Origin of the sequence: Curtobacterium sp. MCLR17_059 (genome assembly GCF_003234665.1) — a bacterium.
In the GTDB taxonomy this organism is placed as follows: domain Bacteria; phylum Actinomycetota; class Actinomycetes; order Actinomycetales; family Microbacteriaceae; genus Curtobacterium; species Curtobacterium flaccumfaciens.
The window spans coordinates 214,793-236,634 of record NZ_QKSU01000002.1 but is presented as its reverse complement, the minus strand read 5'-3'; the positions used below and the strand labels follow the sequence as shown (position 1 = coordinate 236,634).

The 21,842-nt window shown below is 71.4% G+C and carries 14 protein-coding genes; all 14 read right to left on the bottom strand.

What is annotated here, in order from left to right; translation table 11 throughout:
* Nucleotides 1–8 precede the first annotated feature (8 nt).
* A complete protein-coding gene (locus DEJ12_RS04885) occupies nucleotides 9–2,006 on the bottom strand; it encodes a zinc-ribbon domain-containing protein (protein WP_111029238.1) in 1,998 nt (665 codons plus the stop codon).
* Nucleotides 2,003–4,480, bottom strand: a complete 2,478-nt coding sequence (locus DEJ12_RS04880) for a DUF3488 domain-containing protein (RefSeq protein WP_111029237.1) — start codon at nucleotides 4,478–4,480, stop codon at nucleotides 2,003–2,005. Before DEJ12_RS04880 ends, DEJ12_RS04885 begins: the two co-directional genes overlap by 4 nt.
* Nucleotides 4,477–5,790, bottom strand: coding sequence for a DUF58 domain-containing protein (locus tag DEJ12_RS04875; RefSeq protein WP_258370535.1), 1,314 nt, complete (start codon nucleotides 5,788–5,790; stop codon nucleotides 4,477–4,479). Before DEJ12_RS04875 ends, DEJ12_RS04880 begins: the two co-directional genes overlap by 4 nt.
* Before the next feature lie 98 nt (nucleotides 5,791–5,888).
* Complete coding sequence (locus DEJ12_RS04870) at nucleotides 5,889–6,860, bottom strand: MoxR family ATPase (RefSeq protein ID WP_027465773.1); 972 nt, start codon at nucleotides 6,858–6,860, stop codon at nucleotides 5,889–5,891.
* Nucleotides 6,861–6,929: 69 nt separating this feature from the next.
* The gene (locus DEJ12_RS04865; protein ID WP_111029235.1) at nucleotides 6,930–12,803 is read right to left on the bottom strand and encodes an Ig-like domain-containing protein; all 5,874 of its coding nucleotides are present in this window, start codon (nucleotides 12,801–12,803) and stop codon (nucleotides 6,930–6,932) included.
* A complete protein-coding gene (locus tag DEJ12_RS04860; RefSeq protein WP_111029234.1) occupies nucleotides 12,800–14,212 on the bottom strand; it encodes a serine/threonine-protein kinase in 1,413 nt (470 codons plus the stop codon). The genes DEJ12_RS04865 and DEJ12_RS04860 overlap by 4 nt, the downstream gene beginning before the upstream one ends.
* A gap of 130 nt (nucleotides 14,213–14,342) precedes the next feature.
* Complete coding sequence (locus tag DEJ12_RS04855) at nucleotides 14,343–15,164, bottom strand: PP2C family serine/threonine-protein phosphatase (RefSeq protein WP_111029233.1); 822 nt, start codon at nucleotides 15,162–15,164, stop codon at nucleotides 14,343–14,345.
* A 3-nt stretch (nucleotides 15,165–15,167) separates the two neighbouring features.
* Nucleotides 15,168–15,980: an FHA domain-containing protein gene (locus DEJ12_RS04850; protein ID WP_146245536.1), complete on the bottom strand. Its 813-nt coding sequence runs from the start codon at nucleotides 15,978–15,980 to the stop codon at nucleotides 15,168–15,170.
* A gap of 25 nt (nucleotides 15,981–16,005) precedes the next feature.
* Entirely contained in the window at nucleotides 16,006–16,563 is a 558-nt protein-coding gene (locus DEJ12_RS04845; RefSeq protein ID WP_111029231.1) for a hypothetical protein, read from the bottom strand.
* Between the two features lie 109 nt (nucleotides 16,564–16,672).
* Nucleotides 16,673–17,425 (bottom strand): YaaA family protein, encoded by a 753-nt coding sequence (locus DEJ12_RS04840; RefSeq protein ID WP_258375598.1) that lies wholly within the window; start codon nucleotides 17,423–17,425, stop codon nucleotides 16,673–16,675.
* Nucleotides 17,426–17,439: 14 nt separating this feature from the next.
* Entirely contained in the window at nucleotides 17,440–17,703 is a 264-nt protein-coding gene (locus DEJ12_RS04835; RefSeq protein WP_027465776.1) for a F0F1 ATP synthase subunit epsilon, read from the bottom strand.
* A 1-nt stretch (nucleotide 17,704) separates the two neighbouring features.
* Nucleotides 17,705–19,159 (bottom strand): F0F1 ATP synthase subunit beta, encoded by a 1,455-nt coding sequence (atpD, locus tag DEJ12_RS04830; protein ID WP_017885744.1) that lies wholly within the window; start codon nucleotides 19,157–19,159, stop codon nucleotides 17,705–17,707.
* A 47-nt stretch (nucleotides 19,160–19,206) separates the two neighbouring features.
* Nucleotides 19,207–20,109: a F0F1 ATP synthase subunit gamma gene (locus tag DEJ12_RS04825; protein WP_027465777.1), complete on the bottom strand. Its 903-nt coding sequence runs from the start codon at nucleotides 20,107–20,109 to the stop codon at nucleotides 19,207–19,209.
* The gene (gene atpA / locus DEJ12_RS04820; RefSeq protein ID WP_027465778.1) at nucleotides 20,110–21,738 is read right to left on the bottom strand and encodes a F0F1 ATP synthase subunit alpha; all 1,629 of its coding nucleotides are present in this window, start codon (nucleotides 21,736–21,738) and stop codon (nucleotides 20,110–20,112) included.
* Nucleotides 21,739–21,842 lie beyond the last annotated feature (104 nt).

Sequence of the window (21,842 nt, the reverse complement as noted above, 5' to 3'; positions counted from 1 at the left end):
GAAGTCGCCTACTGCACCAGGAAGAACTGCTCACCGATGTCAACGCGGGCACCACGCTCGACGCGGTACCGGCGACCGGGCTCGCAGCGGCGGATCGATCCGTCGATGTGCCGGACGACCGTGCCGTTGCCGGAGAACCGGTCGGAGACCCACAGGTCGTCGCCGTCGCGGCCGAGCTCGAGGTGCGTCTTCGACACGGACTTGCCCGGGTCGTGCACGGTCAGCAGGTCGTCGTAGCGCTCCCCCGGCTGCGGTCGCGGCAGCCGGCCGAGCAGGCCCGTGCCGTGGACGCCGAGCCGCTCACCCGTGCTGAAGTGCAGCACGAACGGTGCCCGCGTCGGGGTCTTCGCGACGATGCGGGTCTCGTCGACGTCCTCGTCGAGGTCGTCGAGCGCGCCGGCCACTGCGGGCGACTCCGACCGGTCGACGGGCGGGAGCGGCAGCGCGGGTCCGGTCGCTCCCGGGATCGGGGGCAGCGGTGCAGCGGAGGGCACGCCCGCGGTGTCGGCGGACGGTGCCGAGGACGGGACGGTGGCGGAACCGGGCACCGGCGGGATCGGCGCGTGCGGCACGGCGGACGCCTCGGTCGGCGGATCCGGCTCGATCACCGGTGCAGCGTGCGCTCCGCGGGGACGTCGGCCAGCATCGGACTGCTCGACCTCGGCGCGGAGGGACTCGTCGTCCACCGGGATCTCGTCGTCCGGCTCGTCGCCTGCAGCGCGCTCGTCGGACCCGTTCGGACCCGCGGACTCGGCCGGATCCGCGTCGGGCTCGTCCAGCACGTCCGGCTCGTCCGCAGCGTTGCCCGCGTCGGAGGCCTGCGTGCCGTCGGACTCCTCGGCGGCCCAGTCGGGTCGGGTCATCGGCAGCGGCATGACCGGGCCGGTGAAGGCCGCGGTGACCGCCGGACGGACGGCTCCGCACTCGCCGCAGAAGATGTCGTCGGGTTCGAGCCGGTTGCCGCAGACGTGGCAGATGGTCGTCTCGTGCATGCCCGGGGTGACGAGCGGGGCCGGACGGGGCGGTCGACGGTCGATCAGTGGCTCGACCACGGCCGTGTCCCCGGGCTGCGGGGGCGACACGACGGCCGGCTGGTCGTCGGTGGCGCTGGTCTCCGACGCCGCCACGATCGTTTCGTCGGGCTCCGGCTCGGAGGCGTCCCGGGCACCCTGTGCGTCCCGGGGTTCCTGGGCATCCTGTGCGTTATGGGGTTCCTGTGCGCCGTGTTCGTCGGGCGCAGGAGCCGCAGCGTCCTGCTCGCCAGCAGGTTCGGCGGGTGCTCCCGGCATCGGCGGTACGACCGGATCGGCCGGCGCCTCGGCAGCCGGGGTACCGCGACCGACCCACCAGGACGGACCGGCGGGTGCCGCCGGGGGTGCGGTGGCAGCGGGCGGCGCCCACACCGGAACGGAGGGCTCGGCAGCGGGCGGCGGCTCGACGGGCTGGGACTCGACGGGCTGGGACTCGACGGGCTGTCGCATCGCCTGGTCCGACACCGACGACGGAGCATCGCGGATCGGGTCCTCGGGCGTCTCGGGGCGACCGGGAGCCGGGGCGATCCGCGTGCGTTCGGGGTCGTCCGCATCGAGGGGTTCGGACGGGTACGCGTCGGGGTCGAGGGGAGGCTCGGACTCGCCCGGCGCACCCGACCAGTCCTCGAGCCCGGAGCCGGCACCGTGCACGTGGGAGGGGGCCTGGCGCGGGGCGAAGGCATCAGGACGCTGCACCGGCACGGGTGCCGGCGGTTCGGTCCCGCGACGGTCGGCACCGGTGAGCCAGGCACGCGTGGCGGGATCGAGCGTGGCTTCGGGCAACCAGGCGTCGGAAGCCGGGTCGGACCGTCGGCCGTGGGCGTCGGGCTGCTGCAACGGTGGCGGCGGTGCCTGTTCGACGGGGGTCGGCGCGACCGGGCGACGGCTCGCGGCGGCGGTGACCGCGCGACCGCACTCACCGCAGAAGATCGCTCCGTCCGGGAGCATCGATCCGCAGTGTTCGCATCTGATCACGTGGTGCCTCTGTCCTCACTCGGCCGTCCACGACGCTCGTCCGGCCTCTGGACATCGTAGTCGCCGCGCCCCGACGCAGCCTGGCGGTCGGTCCTCCGACGGGACCGTGCCGTCGGACGGCGTCCCGTTCCCCGCAGGGACCGGAGCGAGACGGCGGTGCGGAACCGCTCCCGCCTGGTCCGCCCTGTCCGGAGCGAACCGATCGCATCGTCGGTCGCCGCCCACATGCGGTCGGCGGTGGTCTGGTCGGCGTCACTCGGACCGAACACCGCGCGGTCGGCCAGCGCGGCGAGTCCGGCGCCACCGTCGCCCGGTGCACCGACCACGGCTTCGCGTCGGGTTGCTGCCTGCCGCACGTCGTGCCCGCGGTCGAGCAGTGCGTCGCGGTACTCGTCCCAGGCGCCGACGATGCGGCCGCGGGGCGTGGTGGCGTTCCGCCGTCGGCGGCGCCGCAGTCGCTTCAGCAGCACGATCACGGCGAACGGCAGCAGGACGAGCGCGACCACGCCGAGGGTCCCGAGGGCCCAGGGCAGCACCGCGAGCAGGATCTGGAGCCAGAGCGGCTGCACCGGCGGCGTGTTCCGGTCGCTCTCGGGGGGCGTCTGCTGGTCCTGGTCCTGCCGGTCGACCGGGGGCGGCGGCACCACCGTCTCGGGTCGGGTGACCGGCTGCGGGGTCTGCTGCTGCTCGTTCGGGATCTCGCGCACCTCGGGGTTGGGGTTGAGCATCACCCATCCCCACTGCGCGGTGTCCACCTCGATGCGGGCCGTGACGTCGGACCCACGGAAGGTCGTCGTCCCGCCAGGCGCTGCGGTGCCGTCGCGGCCCGAGTCTCCCCCGGCCGTGAAGCCCATCACGACCCGTGCGGGGAAGCCGATCTCGTCCGCCATCAGTGCAGCCGCCGCGGCGTACTGCTCCTGGTCCCCGATCATCAGGGGTGCGGTGAGGAGCTCCTGGACACGGTCGGCACCGTGACCGGACCGACTCATCCGGTCGTCGCCGACACCGTGGCTGACGTACCCGTTCCGCTGCAGCGACTGCACCGCGGCGAGGAGCTTCGCACCGGGTGCCGACACGTCCTTCGTCGTGGACTCCACGGTGTCGCGCACGGCGTCGGGGACGTCCCGTGCGGTGGGCACGGCGGCGCTCCCCGGGCGCGCGGTGGCCAGCTGGCGTTCCGTCGGCTGGTCGGGCAGCACCGCCGTCAGGTCGTAGGACGTGCCGTCCCCGACTCCGCCAACCACGGCGCCGGTGCCGGTCGATCCGTTGTAGAAGAAGGCGCCGCGCTCGTCGTCGGCGTCCTGCCCGGTGAACTCCACGCGCTCCAGGTCACCGACCGTCGGCAGCCACACCCCGCGGTACCCGTCGACCGTCACACCGACGTCGACCGTGGTGCCCCGGACACCGCGGACGTCGACCGCGGTCGGCACACGTTCGAAGGTGCCCGAGCCGGCCGAACCGTCGGCCCCGCCGACGCGGTAGACGACGCCGTCGTAGGTGTCGAGCGTCGCGATGCGCACGAACCCGCCCTCGGGCAGGCCGGTCACCCGGAGCTGGGTCGCGTCCGAGGCGGTGGACTCCTCGTAGGCGCGGAACCCGCTGAGCGGACTGACGTAGTCGCGTGGGTCGAACGGCTTCACGACGTCGGTGCGTGCGACGGTGCGCTCACCGGACGGAGGTGCCACCAGGCCGAGTCCGGTCGCGACGACCGCCGCGGCCACGATGGTGCCGGTTCCCACGAGGGCGGGGCGGACGATCGACCGCGCGACCGGCACGCGTGCACCGATCGTAGTCGCCACCGCGACGGCGCGCCGTGCGTGGCGCACGGTCAGCGCCCAGACGAGGGCGAGGCCCACCAGGACGACCGCCGTCACGATCGACGTGTCGAGCCGGCTCGGCCCGACGACCACCCCCACCGCGAAGAGCACCAGTGCCGGGATGCTCGCGAGTTCCTGCCTGGAGGCGCGGGTCGCCACGCTCACGGCGGTCACCGTGGCCACGAGCAGCGTTACGAAGTACGGCACGAGGAGCGCCTCGTAGGAGCCCACCGGCAGGCTGATGGTCACCAGCTGCTTCCAGCCGAGGGCGACGCCGGCGAAGAGGTCGAGCAGGCCGCGTCCGGTGGGCAGCAGGCCGTTGGCCTGACTCGGCACGGCGGCGGGGACGCCCGTGAGCGTGAAGGCGGCGACGGTCGCGATCGCCACGACGGCCGTCGGGAGCCGGAACAGGGTGCCGAGGAGCGCGACGACCGTCCCGATGACGATCGCGGTCACCGCGGCGGTGATCATCGCGCCGTCCCGGTACACCGGCCACCAGGACGTGCTCGCGACGGCCAGCAACAGCCAGACCGCCAGCGTGCCGCCGGCGAGCCGGAACGGCACGAGCCGCCGTGCGTCGCGACGGTCGGACCGTCGGGTCGAGCGCCTCGCCCGGTCCGGTGCCGGGGCCGGGGTGGTCACGGGTGCGGCGCTCATGCTGCCGACGCCAATCGGTGCAGGGCGTGCCGGAGGTCGTCCAGGTAGCCGATGGTCATCACCGTCAGACCCGCGACGCGCAGGAACCGCGGCTGGGCCTCGGGCTCGCAGATCACCGCGACGACCTCCACCCCGACGGGGAACCGCGTGGCGGCGAGTCGGAGCGCGGGCAGGCCGACGGTCGACCCCACCACGAGGAACGCGACGGAGATGCCCTCGGTGTCGCTCCCGACGATCCGTGAGACCTCGGCGATCGGCAGGCACGCGTCAGCGAGGCCGACCGAGGCGAAGTCGTCGAGCAGGCGCGTCGGCGTGACGGTGGGGAGCGTCCGCACCGCGTACACGGCACGCTTCGCGAACTCGGGCGTGCGCCGCGACACCACGACCGAGACCTCACGGCCGTCGCGGATCGCCCGCGCGCCGAGGGACGCGGCCGCGCTGACGGCGAGCTCGAACTCCTCGTCGTCGGCGAACTCACCGCGGGCGATGCCGAGCGCGACGACGAGGTGCGAGCGACGGGTGTCCTCGAACTGCCGGACCATGAGCGCGCCGGACTTGGCGGTCGACTTCCAGTGGATGGTGCGCGGGTCGTCGCCGGGCATGTACTCGCGGATGGCGTGGAAGGCGATGTCCGCGGGTGACAGGTCCGTCGTCGCCTGCCCCTCGAGGTCGCGCACCAAGCCGGTGCTCGTCGACGGGATCGCGATGGTGCGCGGGTGCACGATGACCTGCTCACGGGCGGTCCAGACGAGCTCGCGGCGCACGAGTCCCACCGGGTCGGCGCGGACGCCCGTCACGGGACCGACGTCGAGCACCCCGCGGCGGAGCGTCGGGACGGGGACCTCCCGCTCGAAGGTGCCGTGCGGCCCGATGGCCGGGATGGCGACGTCGACGAGGCCGGATCCGACCGGGACCTCGACGGTGGTCGGCACCGACGGCAGACGCGTGGGGTTCTCGGCCGTGATGATCACGCCGGCGTCGTCGCCGACCGCCACACGGTGCTGCGGCAGCCGCATCCGGATCACCAGCCGCGACCGGCCGATCAACGCCACCGCGGCGACCACCGCGAGCACGGCGCCGGCGAACCCGACGACGACGATCTCCCGCAGGCCGAACCGGTAGCCGGTCACGAACGCGACGAGCGTCAGGGCGGCGACCGTCCACCCGAGCCCGGTGACGACGGAGGAGACCTCGCCCCAGAGACGCAGGACGAGCCTCCAGGCCGTTGCCCAGAGCCGGACGATCCCGATGACCGCATCCGCTGCGACGCCCTCGCGGTCACCGACGATGCGCGTCCGGACGTTGGTCATGCCGGTGACCGTCCCCGTGCGCTCGTACGCCGTCGTGCCACGACGCGACCGCGTCGAGGACGGACGGCGCGAGCGCGTGGAGACGGGCCGGCGGTCCGTCACGTCGTGACTCGGTCGGCGGGCGGCGGGGTCTCCACCAGGAGCTGCGCGATGACGCTCGGCGCGCTGACGCCGTCGAACTCGGCCTCGGCGTCGAGCACCAGGCGGTGCGCGAGGACCGGGACGGCCAGTGCCTTCACGTCGTCCGGCGTGACGTAGTGGCGACCGCTCAGCGCCGCGAGGACACGGGAGGCACGGATCAGGCCCATCGCCCCACGGACGCTGACGCCGAGCCGGACCTCGCTCGCCGAGCGGGTCGCGTCCACCAAGCGCGCGACGTAGTCGGCGATCACCGCGTCGACGTGCACGGTGCGCGCCAGGGCGGCCATCTCGGTGATGGTCGCGGCGGGCACGACGCTCGCCAGCGGGACCGACGCCGACGGAGCCGACGAGGTCTCGAGGATCTTCACCGTCGCAGCGTGGTCGGGGTAGCCGATGGACGTCTTCATGAGGAAGCGGTCCAGCTGCGCCTCGGGCAGACGGTAGGTACCGGCCTGCTCGATCGGGTTCTGGGTCGCGATGACCATGAAGGGCGCGGCGAGACGGTGGTTGACGCCGTCGACCGTGATCGCGGACTCCTCCATCGCCTCGAGCAGCGCGGACTGCGTCTTCGGGCTCGCACGGTTGATCTCGTCGGCGAGCACGATGTTCGCGAAGACCGGCCCGCGGTGGAAGTCGAACTCCTGCGTCCGCTGGTCGTAGACGCTGATGCCGGTGATGTCGCCCGGCAGCAGGTCGGGGGTGAACTGGATGCGGTTCGTGGTGCCCTGCACGCTCTGCGCCATCGCCCGGGCGAGGCTCGTCTTGCCCGTTCCGGGGACGTCCTCGAGGAGCAGGTGCCCCTCGCTGAGCATCGCCGTGACCGCGAGGCGGATCACGAACGTCTTCCCGAGGAGCACCTGCTCGACGTTGGTCACGATGCGGCCTGCGACGTCGGCGAACCAGGTGGCCTGCTCCGGGGTCATGCTCATGCGGGGTGGTCCTTCGGTCGTGGCGGGAGGTGTGCGGCGGCGGGAGGGTCGGGGCAGGTCGGGCGGGCGTCAGCCGCCGGGAGCGGGTTCCGGGGCGGGCTGCTCGGGAGCGGGCTGCTCGGGTTCGGGCGCCGCATCGATCGACGCGCTCGGCGGGTTCGGGTCCTCGTGGCCGTCGACGATCGCCGCGACGTACACGTACCGCGAGAGCGGTGCGTCCTCGACCGTCGGCAGGGCGTCCGGCGCGTAGACCGTGCCCTCTCCGCAGAGCTGGTAGTACCGCGAGGCGCAGAAGACGACCCGGTATCCGGTCGGCTGGAGCCCGGCGTTCTGCGGCGGCGCAGTCACCGTCAGTTGTGTCCCGGCCGTCACGGAGTCCGGCAGCGTGGCACGGGTCTGCACCGGGCGCAGCCCGCCCACCGTGGCGCCGTCCCCGCAGAAGTTGGACGTGCCGTCCGCGCAGGCCACCACGGTCACGCTCACCGTCGAGCCGAACGCGGCACCGGTGACCCAGGAGCCGTTCCCGCCGAAGGACACGAGGCCGCCGCCGTTGACCGAGTAGGCGTAGTGGTCGATCGATCCGTTGGGGCTCGGCTGGGCGCGCGGGTTCCGGATGCGGATCGCGTACGTGCCGTCGTCCTCGCTGAACCGCTCGACGCCGATGTCGGCCGACGCGGCCCCCGGAGCGGAGTACCCCTGCACGGACGCCGCACGGCTCGGCGTGCAGAACAGACCGTTGTCGGCAAGCGCGACGTACTGGAAGTTGCCGTTCGAGTTCAGCGTGTCGTTGGCGCTCCCGCCGTCCCAGCGCTTGTCCGAGCCGGTGGTCGAGCAACCGCTCGGAATGTTCACCCCGGGCGGGTACCGCACGATCGTGAGCGTTCGACCGCCCCCGGCCCAGTCGTTCTCGGCCGCACTGAGCGACACGTTGGTCCGCCCGGGCGACACGTCGCGCGACGCGTTCAGCGTCGGGACGCCCGGTGTCCCGACGGCACTGCCGGTGGCGGACGCGGAGTTCCACTGCACGACGGTGCCGTTGCGGTCGGCGTCGTTGCGAGCGGACACGGTGACCTTGTACTGGGCAGCGCTCTGGGCGCCGGTGAACGAGGTGTTCGTGGCGGTACCGGTGTGCCGCGTGGTCGACAGGCCCGGGCCCTCGATCGTGACGATGTAGTCGTCGACCGCGCTGCCGTTGTTCGGCGCGGACACCTTGCCCCACTTGACGTCGAGCTGGTTCGGCGTCGCCTTGCTCGGCGTGACCGTGATGCCCTTCGGGGGCGCCGGCACGAAGTCCGCACTCATCGGACCCGAACGGGACGAGGGCTTCGAGTCACCGATCGCGTTGGTCGCCACGACCTGGAACCGGTACGACGCCTTCGGGTCGAGTCCGGTCAGCGTGCACACCGTCGCGGTTCCGCAGTTCTTCGAGACGCCGTTGGTCCCGACGACCCGGTAGCCCGTGATGGGCGAGTTGTTGCCCTGCGGAGTCGACCACGTGAGCGTGACCTGACCGCCGTCGTACGAGCCGGTGCGGGTGGGCGCACCCGGAGCGTCCGGGACGTCCTGCACCGAGATCGTGACGTCGCCCCAGACGTACCGGTCGGGGTCGTTCGTCGCGTCCGCCACCTGGTACTGCAGGTGGGCGTCGCCGGGCTTCGCGGTGTCGGCGACCGAGACCTGCAGGCGCGTGCGGTCACCGCTCGGGGTCACGGTGACGCCGCTCGGCAGCCCGCCGGACAGACCCCGGATGTTCACGACGCGCAACCGCTCACCCGGGAACGGGTTGGTCGGCTGGTCGTTCGTGAGCACGTCGATGGTGGTGGTCGCCCCCCGCTTCGTCACCGACCGGTCGGCACCGGGCTGGACCACCGGACGGGTGGAGGCGACGACGCCGACGGTGACGGTGCCGGCGCGACCGGTGTTGGCGTCGTCCGCGACACCGATCCCGATCGACGCGGTGGTGTTCTTCTTCGCGGTGTCGGCGACCGAGATCGTGAGCTGCTGCTTCGCGATCGACGCGGTCGTCCCCGCGGCGGGCCGGCCGACGATCGAGTACCGGAGCTCGGGCAGGTCCCTGGGGTACGGGTAGTCGGTCAGCTTCGTCAGGTCGATCTTGCGCGTCTCGCCCGGCTGCATCTCGACCGAGGAACCCGTGAACGCCGGCGGCTGGTTCGACCGGGGCGTGACCGTGATCGGGAGCACGAGGGTGGCGACGCGCCCCTTGCCGCCGTTCGCCGACGAGCCGTCGGTCACCTCGAACGAGATCGACGCCTTGCCGTAGTAGAGCTTCGACGACGTGAACTGCAGCGTCGACGAGTCCACCACCAGACTCTGCCCGTTGGCGTGGGTGGCCTTGACCGTGCCGCGGTCGGTGATCTTCGCGGTCTCGCCGTTCGCCGTCACGACGAAGTCCTGCAGCGGGATGCGGACGGTGGCCTCGCTCTTCACCGTGACCGCACCGGCGCTGCGGTTGATCTGGGGCAGGGCATCGTCGAAGCCCGGCACGTTGATGAAGCCGTAGGAGACGATGTCCGGGTGGTCGGCCCGGGCGACCGAGAACGGGATCACCTGCGAGTCCTCGGTCAACCGGACGGTGATGCGGCCGTCGTCGGTGGGCGTCGCGGTGTCGCCGTAGCCGGGGACGACCCCGACCCGGAGGTCGGCCGCGGTGCCCTCGGCGAAGAAGACGTTGTCGAGCACGTCGACGGTCACGCTCTGCCGGTGCAGGATGTCCTGCAGGTCGAGGGTCGTGTCGTCGACCTCGGGCCGGAGCGGCTGGGCGTCGGGGTCGACGGTCACCGTGAGGAAGGCCGTGCTCGACCCCCCGCTGCTGTTCGCGACGGTGTAGAGCACTGCGAAGTCACCGCTCTTCGCCGACTCCGGAGGCGTGACGCGGATCTGCTGCTTCCGGAGGACCTTGGCGGTGACGTCCTCGGCCGTCGGCTCGGCCTGCGCGACGGTCAGCTGCCCGCCTTCCGGGTCGGAGTCGTTCTGCAGGACGCGCACCGTCACCGACCCACCGGGGCGGATCGTGACGTGGTCGGCCTCGGCCACGGGGTTCGAGGCCTGCTCGGCGCGGGGTGCGATGCCGACCCGTACGGTGCCGGTGGCGCGGGCCCCGAGGGCGTCGACGACGGTGTAGGTGAACTCGTCGGTGCCGGCCGAGTAGTCGCCCGCCTCGTAGGTCAGGGCGTCCGAGGCGACGTCCGAGACCGACCCCTTGTCGGGGTTGGAGCCCACGCCGACCAGCTGGACGGAGTCGCCGTCCGGGTCGATCCCGTTCAACGGCACGCTGACACGCACCGACGACCCGGCGACGACGCGCGCGGTGACGGTCTGCGGGACGGGCGGGTTGTTCGTGGCGGCGTCGCGTTCGCGCACCGAGATCGACACCGCGGCGTCGGCGTACTGGCCGTCCGGGCCGGCGACCCGGTAGACGGCGGTGTAGTTGCCCGGCGTCTTCGGGGCGAGGTACCGCAGGTGGTCGCCGGAGACGAACAGCAGGCCGCCGTCACCGGGGACGTTCTGCACCAGTTCGGGCTGCAGCGTCAACGGCTCGCCCTCGGGCTGGGTGTCGTTGTCGAGCACGTCGATGTTCGCGACGTCGCCGACACGGACGGTGGCGCTGTCCGGCTGGGCGACCGGGGGCTGGATGCGGTCGGGCCTCGGGATCTCGACGACCGTGATCGTGCCGGGTGACGACGCCAGGCCGTTCGTCTCCGTGTACCCGAACGAGACCGGCCCGTCGAGGGGTGCCGTGAGCGTGACACGGACCGTGTGCTGGTCGAGGATGCTCGCCTGCACACCGCTGCCCCGTGGGGGTCCGTCGAGCGCCGTCACGAGCAGCACCCCGCCCGCCGGGTCGATGTCGGTCGCGGTGACGTCCGTGTCCTTGGTGGACAGGGTGTTCACGAACACCGTCTTCGGCGTGGTGATCGGCGCCGTCGAGGCGTCCGGTGGCGCGAGGACGGTCACCCGGACGATGCCGCTCGAGGTCTTCACGCCGTCGGTCACCGTGTATTCGAGCTGGTGGTCGCCCGCCCGCTCCCCCTGCACCCGGAAGGTCCCGGCGTCGTAGCTCGGGGTGACGGTGAGCCCGGACGCCGACGACACGCTCGTCAGCGTCACGGTGCCGTTGCCACCGCGCACGTGGTCGAGCGGCTCGACCGTGAAGGCCTTGCCGGCGTACCCGGACACCGGGAACGGATCGGCGCGCAGCGGGACGGTGCCCTGCTTGGCGACCCGGACCGTCACGGCACCCCGACCGTCGGCGCGACCGTCGCTCACGACCAGCTGCACGGAGCGCTCACCGGTCCGGCCGCTGTCGTTCCGGAAGTCGAGCAGGCCGTCCGGTGTGGTGGACACCCGGTCACCGTTCGACGCGGTCGCCGACTCCAGGTACACCGGGTCGCCGTCCGGGTCGACCCAGTCGCCGAGGACGTTCGAGACGACGTGCCCGTTCTGGACGACGTCGGCCGAGGTGTCACGGACCTGCCGCGGCGCCTCGTTCTGACTGTCGGGGCGCACACTGATCCGGACGGTCGCGGTGTCCGATCCGCCGTTGCCGTCGGTGATCGTGTACGGGAACGTCACGGTCCCGGTGGCGCGCGACGACAGCGTGACCTGCAGGCGTTGGCCGTCGCCGACGATCGCGACGCGGCCGGCGGACTTCGAGATGGCGCCGACCTCGCTCACGATGATCGGGTCACCGTTCGGGTCGTAGTCGTTCAGCAGGACCGGGAGGCTCGTGGTGCGTCCCGGACGAGCGCCCAGTTCGTCGTCCACCGCCACCGGCGGCTTCTGGTCCTTGTCGACCTCGGGGTCGTCGTCGGAGACCTGCTCCTGCTGCTGCTCGTCGTCCTGCTTGATCAGGTCGGCCCAGTTGTCGATGAGCTGCCCGCTCCGGTCGATCGCCCAGGAACGGCCGCTCGTCGGGTCGTTGGCGACGACGGTGTCGCCGTTGTGCAGGATCTGCAGTTCGCTCGTGCCGCCGGTGCTCGCCAGCCGCTGCAGCGCGTTGCCGTCACACGTGTCGATCGCCTGTCCGCCCGCCCACGCCGCGTACGTGCAGGAGCCGTCGACGTAGGGCCGCGCGGCTCGTCCGGCCACCTGGAGCGCGGTGGCGTCCACGGTGCCGGAGGCGCTGACGCGGACCAGGCCCGCCGTGCCCGCGACCGTCACCTGGGCCGTGCTGTCGGAGGACCGCTGGAGGGCCGGCGACGACCCCACCCGGTCGCCGAGTTCGACGGTGCGGCCGTCGACCGACAGGGCACCGCTCGTCCGGTCGAGCACGGCGAGGTGCCCGTCGAACGTGGCGACCTGGAAGTCGTCGCCGCGGTCCATGTCGACCTTCCACCGTTCGGCGACGGTGAGTGTCGTGCCGACGTCGACCAGCGACGCCGTCCCGGTCTTCGCGGAGTAGACTGCGACGTGGCCGTCGGAGGCGTCGAAGACGGTGTCGGCGCCCAGGGTCAGGTCTGCCTTGGCCGACGCGTCGAACTCGGCGAGGTCGTTCGCGGGGGTCGCCCAGAGCTCGCCCGTGTCGGCGTTGCCGATGACCGCGGTGTCGCCCGCGAAGAAGACCTGCGGCGTCCCCGCCGGCAGCGTGATCGCATCACCCACGGTGGCGTCGGCGACGTCGACCCGGGCGACCGTGCCCTTCGTCTCGTCCACGCTGTAGACGGTGGAGCCGCGCTGCAGCACGGACAGGTCGTCGCTGGCCGTCTCGACGGCGGTGTTGAGCTGCAGGATGCCGGTGTTCGCCCGGCCGACCGCGCCGTACTCGGCCGAGGGCACCCAGACCGTGCCGTCGCCGAGGTCGACGCGTTGCGTGTGGTACCCGGTGGAGACGATGGCGGTGGTCGCGACGACGGCGGCGACGAGCACCGAGGCACCGGTCGTCACGGCGGCGGAGCGGTGCTTCGCGAGGAGGGCGCGGATCACCCGGCGCTCCCGATCGTCGCGCACTTCTGCGCGCTCGCGGCACCCGTCTTGCCGTCGCGGTTCACGGCGACGGCGATGCACTCCTCGTCGCCGCGTTCACCGGAGACGACGAACGTCGTGCCGGTCTGCTGGCTCGAAGACCCGTTGGACGAGATGACGTACGTGTCGCCGCTGCGCAGCCCCGGGTCGGTCCAGCTGAAGGACACGGACTGCGGCGACGGCTCGGCACGGACCTCGGCCACGACCGGGATCGCCCCGGCGCCGAGCCGACCGACGACGACGACCGTGGCGATCGCCAGTGCGGCGACCACGACGACGGCCAGGGACGTCGCCCAGACCAGGGTCGAACGGGTCCGGCGCCGGGCACGCGTCACGGACCCGGTGCGGTGCACGGTGCCGACGCTGTGCGAACCCCCGGCCACGACCCCACCCTGCACCGCACGGCGGGTGCGACGACGTCCGCCGACCCGGGTGGGCGGCTGCAGCTCACGGATCACGGTGCGCTCACCGTGCGGGGTCGGCGTCGAGATCGCCCAGGCCTCGACCGCGACGTCGGCGGACGTCTGCGGGATGCCGAGCTCGGCCTCGACCTGCTGGAAGCCGCGGACGAGTTCGATCACCGTCGCGGGGCGGCCCTGCGGCTTGCGGGACAGCGCCGAGGCGAGCAGGCGCTCCAGCGAGGGCGGCACGTCGGTGCGACCGGTGGGCTTCACGCCGCCCTTGTCGATCCGGTGCATCAGGTCGTTCGCACCGTTCTTGCCGCCGCGGATCTCGAACGGGCTGCGCCCGGCGAGGAGCGAGTACACGGTCGCCGCGAGGGAGTACACCTCTGACTGGATCGTGCCGCGCGACTCGTCGATCAGGACCTCGGGCGCGGACCACGGGATCGACATGCCGATCGGCTCGTCGGGGTCGGTACCCCCGATCGTCGCGGCGATGCCGAAGTCGGAGAGCACGGGGTTGCCGTAGGCCGTCAGCAGGATGTTCGACGGCTTGATGTCGCGGTGCAGCACGCCCTCGCGGTGTGCGGTCTCGAGCGCCGACCCGATGCGGATGCCGATCGACAGCACCTCGGACACCGGGATCGGTTCGCGGCGGTAGCGCTCACTGAGGGACGAGGAGCAGAGCTCCATGACCAGGTAGGGCCGGCCGTCGGCGGCGACGCTGGCCTGGAGGACGGTGAGGATCGACGGGTGCGTGCTGAGCCGCGCCATCAGGTTGGCCTCGGCCTGGAACATCTGCCGGACGCGGTCGTCGACGACCTCGTCCAGCAGCACCTTCACCGCGACCTGTCGTCGGGGCATGTCCTGCTCGTAGAGGAAGACGTCGGCGAAGCCACCGGACCCGAGGACGTGCACGGGACTGAAACCGCCGATCACGGGCGGGTTGGACGGCAGGCGTCTCGCCATGGTCCTCTCCTCCCCCGGCCGAGCGGCCAGCTCTCTCGACGTGGCCATGTCATTGTACGAAGCGTGGGTGACCGACATTCCGCACGCCGATCCCCCACAGCTCGACGTGTTCCCCCAGTTCGGGGGCCAGCTAGTGACGCGGCAGCGTGTCCTCGAGGTCGCCGTCGTCCGGTGCGGAATCGACCTGCAGCACCACGACGGTGACGTTGTCACGACCGCCGGCCACGACGGCGTCGCCGACGAGGCGCTCCGCCAGGTCCTGCGCGCCGGGCTCACGTGCCGCGATGCGCGCGATGCCGGCGTCGCCGAGCTCCTTGGTCAGCCCGTCGGAGCAGACGATGTAGCGGTCACCGGCCCGCAGGGGCAGGGTCCACCAGTCCGGTGCCGGCGGTTCGCCGAAGCCGACCGCACGCGTGATGACGTTGCTGTCCGGGTGCTGCTCGGCGTCCTCGGCACGCAGCAGGCCGGCGTCCACCATCTCCTGCACCACCGAGTGGTCGACGGTGACGCGGCGGAGCACGCCGTCCTCGATGCGGTAGGTGCGGGAGTCGCCGACGTTGAACACGAGGGCAGCGGGCTGCCCGAGCGACGCCACGAGCGCGATCCCGGTGACGGTGGTGCCCGCGCCGATGGCGTTGCCGCCGGCTGCACGCTCGATGTCGGCTGTTGCGAGGAGCAGCGCACGCTGGATGCCCTGACGCGTGGTGAACGGTTCGGCCGTCACCTGCTCGAGCCGACGCACGACCGCGTCACTGGCACGGTCGCCCGCGAGGTGCCCGCCCATGCCGTCGGCGACGACGAAGAACGGCGCGCCCACGATGTAGCTGTCCTCGTTGTGGTCACGCCGCCGACCGACGTCGGTCGCGGCTCCCCACGAGAGTGTCAGGGTGGCGCCGTCGGCACCGGGGACGTCGATGGCGTGCGCAGTGGCTGCTCGGCCGAGTTCGGTCACGTGTCAGGATCGCTCTCTGGTGGGTCGGGGCGTGCCGTGTGCTGTCTGATCGGAGGGCCACGGGGGAACCGGAGGCAGCCCCTCTGCCGTCGGTGCGACCCGGAGGTACGGCGAGAGGACCTCGATGGCGTTGCCGTCACCGATCTCGACTACCGTACCCGTCAGCGCGACGATCGACGCACCCGATGCCATGCGGTAGGCGGGTGCACCGGCCGGGCGGACGACGGTCCCGTTGGTGGACCGGAGGTCCTGCACGACGACGGCTTCGCCCTCGGCGTGCATCCGGACGTGCGACGACGACACCTGCCCGTACGCCGACCGCACGGTCACGAGTTCGGGCTGCGGGCCACGGGTGACCCGCGGCAGCGACGGCCGTCGGCCGATGACCACCGGGTGGTCGAGCCGGAAGGTGCGGTCGCCGATGCGGATCGAGGGCACCCGTGCAGTGGGCGCGGCGGGCACCGCCGGGACGGCCGGGAGGCCCGGGGCGGCACCCACGAACGGGCTCGCTCCGGCGCCGGGTCGCGCCGGCACCCGGACGACGGTGTCCTCCGGATCGACGTCGTCCACCGCTGCGGGTGGCTGGTCGCTTGCCCTGGGCGCGGGCCGGATGACCGTGTCACCGAGGACCCCGTCGTCGGAACCGGGGTCGGAGTCGGGGCCGGCTCCCGGGACGACGGGACCTGCGCCCCGGATGACGGTGTCGTCGACGGCGTCCGCCGTCCGGTCGGCCACCGATCGTCGGGGTCGCCGGATGACGGTGTCCTCGATGTCGTCGTCGTACAACCGGAGCCCTCCCAGTGTGGTCTCCCCCACCGTAGACGATCCGGTCGACCCCACGTCATCGACGCTCCCACGACGGCCCGCTGCCCGCGACGACCGAGCGCAGGACGAGCCCCGCGAGCGGGTCGTCCGCGCGGGTCTCGAGGGCGTACCGGGCACGCGTCTCCGCCCGGGCCCACGACCCGAGCGCCCACGCACACCAGGCGCCGAGCGACAGGGCGCCGGCAGCGCCCGACGATCCGTCGAACGGGCCGTCCTGCGCCCGCCACACCCGCCACGCGTCGGCGCACCGGTCACCGGCGACCCGCACGCGGGCACGATCGGGAGCCGGGCCGAAACCGTGGAGCGCCGGCGGTGTCGGGTCCGCGAAGGGGTCGAACACCCGGATCGACCGGGGGTCCGGTGTGCCCTGCGCCGCGATGAACGGCACCAGGGCCATCCGGGGCGCGAGTGCGCCGCACGCGGTCACCACGGCCGTCGCAGCGGCCGTCGACAGGTCGGCGCGACCGGGCGCGACCAGCGCGGCCGCCGCAGCGGGGAGGGTGACCGCCGCGGCGATCTCGCGAGGGAAACGGACTGCGGAGCCGGGGCTGGACTGTGCCGTGAGAGGGATCATGCACGCCATCGAAACGTGCTGGGAGCCTCCAGGCAGGGTCGCCCCGACCATCTGTGGACCGGAGCGACCTCGCTCACGCCTGTGGAGGACGAGCCGACCCGGCACCCGCTCAGGCGGCGACGGGCTCCAGGCTCTCGGCGACCAGGTCCCAGCCGCCCTCGTTGCGCTCGACGACCACGTTGTTCGCGGCCGCCCAACCGACCAGGTCGTCCATGCTGCCGATGCTCGCGCCGGTGCGGGCGAGCAGCGCCACCAGGCGACCCTTCGCGGTCTTGTTCCAGTGGTTCAGCGCACGACGACGACCGGAGCCGTCGACACTCACCACCCGTGGTGCCACCGCTCCGGGCACGGGACCGAGCTGCCGGTACCCCTCGGACCTCAGGTCGAGCACCAGGCCGTCCGCACGGGTCAGCAGGGAACGGGTCGACACCGCGGGCCAGTGCGCGGCCAACCGGATCGAGCCGAGCCGCGAGTCGTGTGAGAGCCGGTACGCCGGGATCGGGTCACCGGCACCGATGGGGCCGAACATCGCGGACTGCACGACCACGTGTTCCGCCCACCACGCGCGGGTCGCAGCATCCGCGTCCTGCGCGCCCAACGGGTCGTAGAGGACCCCGGTGTACCGCTCGATCGCGGGCATGGTGCCCGAGGTGTCGAGCTCGAGGTTCCTGAGCCGCTCGGCGATCGACTTCGGACCGAGCTTGAGCGCCGTCCTGGCCGAGGACTCCTCGGAACTGACGAAGCGGGCCGCGGTGATCACCGCGGCCCGCTCATCGGCCAGTTCCGGGAACGAGAGTGCACGCAGATCGAGCGTGCGCCTCGTGTCCCCGCCCTCCCGCTTCGTCTCCGAAGGCGGGAGCAGGACGGTCAGTCCGGTCAGGACGCCAGCGCGGCCTGCCGCGCGACGATCGTCACCGTGTCGTGCTCGACCGACAGGAAGCCGTCCTCGGCGTCGACCGCGACGGTCGACCCATCGGCCCGCGTGATGCGGACCTGACCCTGCGCCAGGATCGCGAGCATCGGCTCGTGTCCGGCGAGGATGCCGATCTGGCCCTCTGTCGTCCGTGCGACGACCATGGTGGTGTCGCCCGACCAGACCTCACGGTCCGCCGAGACGACGCTCACGCTGAGACCCGCCATGTCAGCGGTTCTCCTTCTGGATCTGAGCCCACTTCTCTTCCACGTCGTTGATGCCACCGACGTTGAAGAACGCCTGGGTCGCAACGTGGTCGAACTCGCCGTCGGCGATGGCGCGGAAGGACTCGATGGTGTCCTTGAGCGGCACCGTGGAGCCCTCGACACCCGTGAACTTCTTCGCCATGTAGGTGTTCTGCGAGAGGAACTGCTGGATACGACGAGCGCGCTCGACCGTGATCTTGTCCTCTTCGGAGAGCTCGTCGACACCGAGGATGGCGATGATCTCCTGCAGTTCCTTGTTCTTCTGGAGGATCTGCTTGACGCGCGTGGCCGTCTCGTAGTGGTCGGCACCCAGGTAACGCGGGTCCATGATGCGCGACGTCGAGGCCAGCGGGTCGATCGCGGGGTACAGACCCTGCGATGCGATCTCACGGGAGAGCTCGGTCGTCGCGTCGAGGTGCGCGAACGTGGTGGCCGGAGCCGGGTCGGTGTAGTCGTCAGCCGGCACGTAGATCGCCTGCAGCGAGGTGATCGAGTGACCACGCGTCGAGGTGATGCGCTCCTGGAGCACACCCATCTCGTCGGCGAGGTTGGGCTGGTAGCCCACGGCGGACGGCATGCGGCCGAGCAGCGTCGAGACCTCGGAGCCGGCCTGCGTGAAGCGGAAGATGTTGTCGATGAAGAGGAGCACGTCCTGCTTCTGGACATCGCGGAAGTACTCCGCCATCGTCAGCGCCGACAGGGCCACGCGGAGACGCGTTCCCGGCGGCTCGTCCATCTGGCCGAACACGAGGGCCGTCTTGTCGAAGACACCCGCCTCTTCCATCTCACCGATGAGGTCGTTGCCCTCACGGGTGCGCTCACCGACACCGGCGAACACCGACACACCGCCGTGGTCCTGCGCGACGCGCTGGATCATCTCCTGGATGAGGACGGTCTTGCCGACGCCCGCACCACCGAAGAGGCCGATCTTGCCACCCTGCACGTACGGGGTGAGGAGGTCGATGGACTTGATGCCGGTCTCGAACATCGAGGTCTTGGACTCGAGCTGGTCGAAGGCCGGGGCCTTGCGGTGGATCGGCCAGCGCTCGGTGATCTCGAGCTTCTCGTCCGTGTTGAGCACGTTCCCGAGGACGTCGAAGACCTTGCCCTTGGTGACGTCGCCGACGGGGACCGAGATCGGAGCGCCCGAGTCACGGACCTCCTGGCCACGGACCAGGCCGTCGGTCGGCTTCAGGGAGATGGCACGGACGAGGTCGTCGCCGAGGTGCTGCGCGACCTCGAGGCCGATCTCCTGCGACGAGTCACCGATGGTGATGGTCGTGAACAGGAGGTTGTACATCTCCGGGATTGCGTCGTGGGGGAACTCGATGTCGACGACGGGGCCCGTGACACGGGCGATCCGGCCGACACCGGGCGCCGACGACGTCTCGACCGCGGTGGTTGCGGTGTCGGTCATGGCTGGTGCCTTCCTGAGGGTGGGTATCTGTCCGCGAACGACGCGGACTACTTCTTCTTCGACGAGAGGGCGTCGGCGCCGCCGACGATCTCGGAGATCTGCTGGGTGATCTCCGCCTGACGCGCGTTGTTCGCGAGTCGGGTGAAGTCACGGATCAGCGAGTCGGCGTTGTCGCTGGCCGCCTTCATCGCCTTCTGACGCGCGGCGTGCTCGGAAGCAGCCGACTGCAGCATGGCGTTGAAGATGCGGCTCTCGATGTAGACCGGGAGCAGCGAGTCGAGCACCGCATCGGCGTCCGGCTCGAACTCGTAGAGCGGCAGGGGCTCGTTGCCCTCGGGCTCGTCGATGCCCTCGACGACCTCGAGGGGCAGCAGGCGAACGACCTGCGGCTCCTGGGTCGCCAGGCTGATGAACCGGTTGAACACGATGTGGATCTCGTCCACGCCGCCGTCAGCGGTGTCCTGGAGGAACTTCGCCACGACGGCGTCGCCGATCTCCTTGGCCGTCGAGAACTCCGGCTGGTCGGTGTTGCCGACCCACTGCTGCTCGGACGGACGCTCACGGAACGCGAAGTACCCGACGGACTTGCGGCCGACCAGGTAGTAGACGACGTCCTTGCCCTCGCTGCGGAGCAGGGAGGCGAGCTCCTCGCCCTGCTTGAGGACGTTCGTGCTGAACGCGCCGTTCAGGCCGCGGTCCGAGGTGAAGAGCACGACGGCTGCACGGGTCGACGACTCCGGCTCGGTGGTCAGCACGTGGTCGACGTTCGAGAACGTTGCTACGGCCGACACCGCACGCGTGACGGCCCGCGAGTACGGACCGGACGCAGCCATGCGGGCCTGCGCCTTCTGGATCCGCGACGCCGAGATCAGCTCCATGGCGCGGGTGACCTTCTTCGTGGTCTTCGCCGACTTGATCCGCTGGCGGTAGACCCGGACCTGCGCTGCCATCTAGCGACGACCCTTGACGATCTGCTCCTGGTCGACGTCCTCGGCGTCAGCCGCGTCGAACTGCTCGGAGCCGAGGGTCTTGCCGTCGCTCGTCTGGAAGCTCTTCGTGAACTCGTCGATCTGCTTGTCCATCTCGGCGACGGTCTCGTCGCTGAGCTGGTTCGTCTCGCGCAGCGTCGTGAGGACGTCGGAGTTGCGACGCAGGTGGTCGAGCAGTTCGGACTCGAAGCGGAGCACGTCCGGCACCGGAACGGTGTCGAGCTTGCCGTTCGTGCCGGCCCAGATCGAGACGACCTGCTCCTCGACCGGGTAGGGCGAGTACTGCGGCTGCTTGAGGAGCTCGGTCAGACGCGCACCGCGCTCCAGCTGACGACGCGACGCCTGGTCGAGGTCGGACGCGAACATCGCGAACGCCTCGAGCGAGCGGTACTGCGCCAGCTCGAGCTTCAGCGTGCCGGAGACCTTCTTGATCGACTTCACCTGGGCGTCACCACCGACGCGGGACACCGAGATGCCCACGTCGACGGCCGGACGCTGGTTCGCGTTGAAGAGGTCCGACTGCAGGAAGATCTGGCCGTCGGTGATGGAGATGACGTTGGTCGGGATGTACGCCGAGACGTCGTTCGCCTTGGTCTCGATGATCGGGAGCCCCGTCATCGAACCGGCGCCGAGCTCGTCGGACAGCTTCGCGCAACGCTCCAGCAGACGGGAGTGCAGGTAGAAGACGTCACCCGGGTAGGCCTCGCGGCCCGGCGGACGACGCAGGAGGAGCGACACCGCACGGTAGGCCTCGGCCTGCTTCGACAGGTCATCGAAGATGATGAGGACGTGCTTGCCCTGGTACATCCAGTGCTGGCCGATGGCCGAACCGGTGTACGGGGCGAGGTACTTGAAGCCGGCCGGGTCGGAGGCCGGAGCGGCGACGATGGTGGTGTACTCCATCGCACCGGCGTCCTCGAGCGCACCCTTGACGGAGGCGATCGTGGAGCCCTTCTGACCGATGGCGACGTAGATGCAGCGAACCTGCTTCTCCTCGTCGCCGGACTCCCAGTTGGCCTTCTGGTTGATGATCGTGTCGATCGCGATGGCCGTCTTGCCGGTCTGGCGGTCGCCGATGATCAGCTGACGCTGACCACGGCCGACGGGGATCATCGCGTCGATGGCCTTGATGCCGGTCTGCAGCGGCTGGTGGACCGACTTGCGGGCCATGACGCCGGGAGCCTGGAGCTCGAGGGCACGACGGCCCTCTGCGGCGATCTCGCCGAGACCGTCGATCGGGGCGCCGAGCGGGTCGACGACGCGACCGAGGAAGGCGTCGCCGACGGGGGCGGAGAGGACCTCACCCGTGCGGGTGACCTCCATGCCCTCCTCGATGCCGCCGAACTCGCCGAGCACGATGGCGCCGATCTCGTCTTCGTCGAGGTTCTGCGCCAGGCCGAGCGTGCCGTCCGCGAAGCGGATGAGCTCGTTCGCCATGACGCCGGGGAGACCCTCGACGTGGGCGATGCCGTCACCGGCGTCGGTGACGTGCCCGACCTCGGCCGTGGAGGCCTTCGTCGGCTCGTAGTTCGAGACGAAGTCCTTCAGGGCATCACGGATCTCATCGGGGCTGATGGTGATGTCTGCCATGGGATTTTCCTTGTGGTTTTCCGGGGCCCTTCGGCTCCGAGAGGGTGACGCTGCCGGACTCGGCAGTTCCCGTTGTGGACTTGGGGAGGAGCGGCTTCGACCGT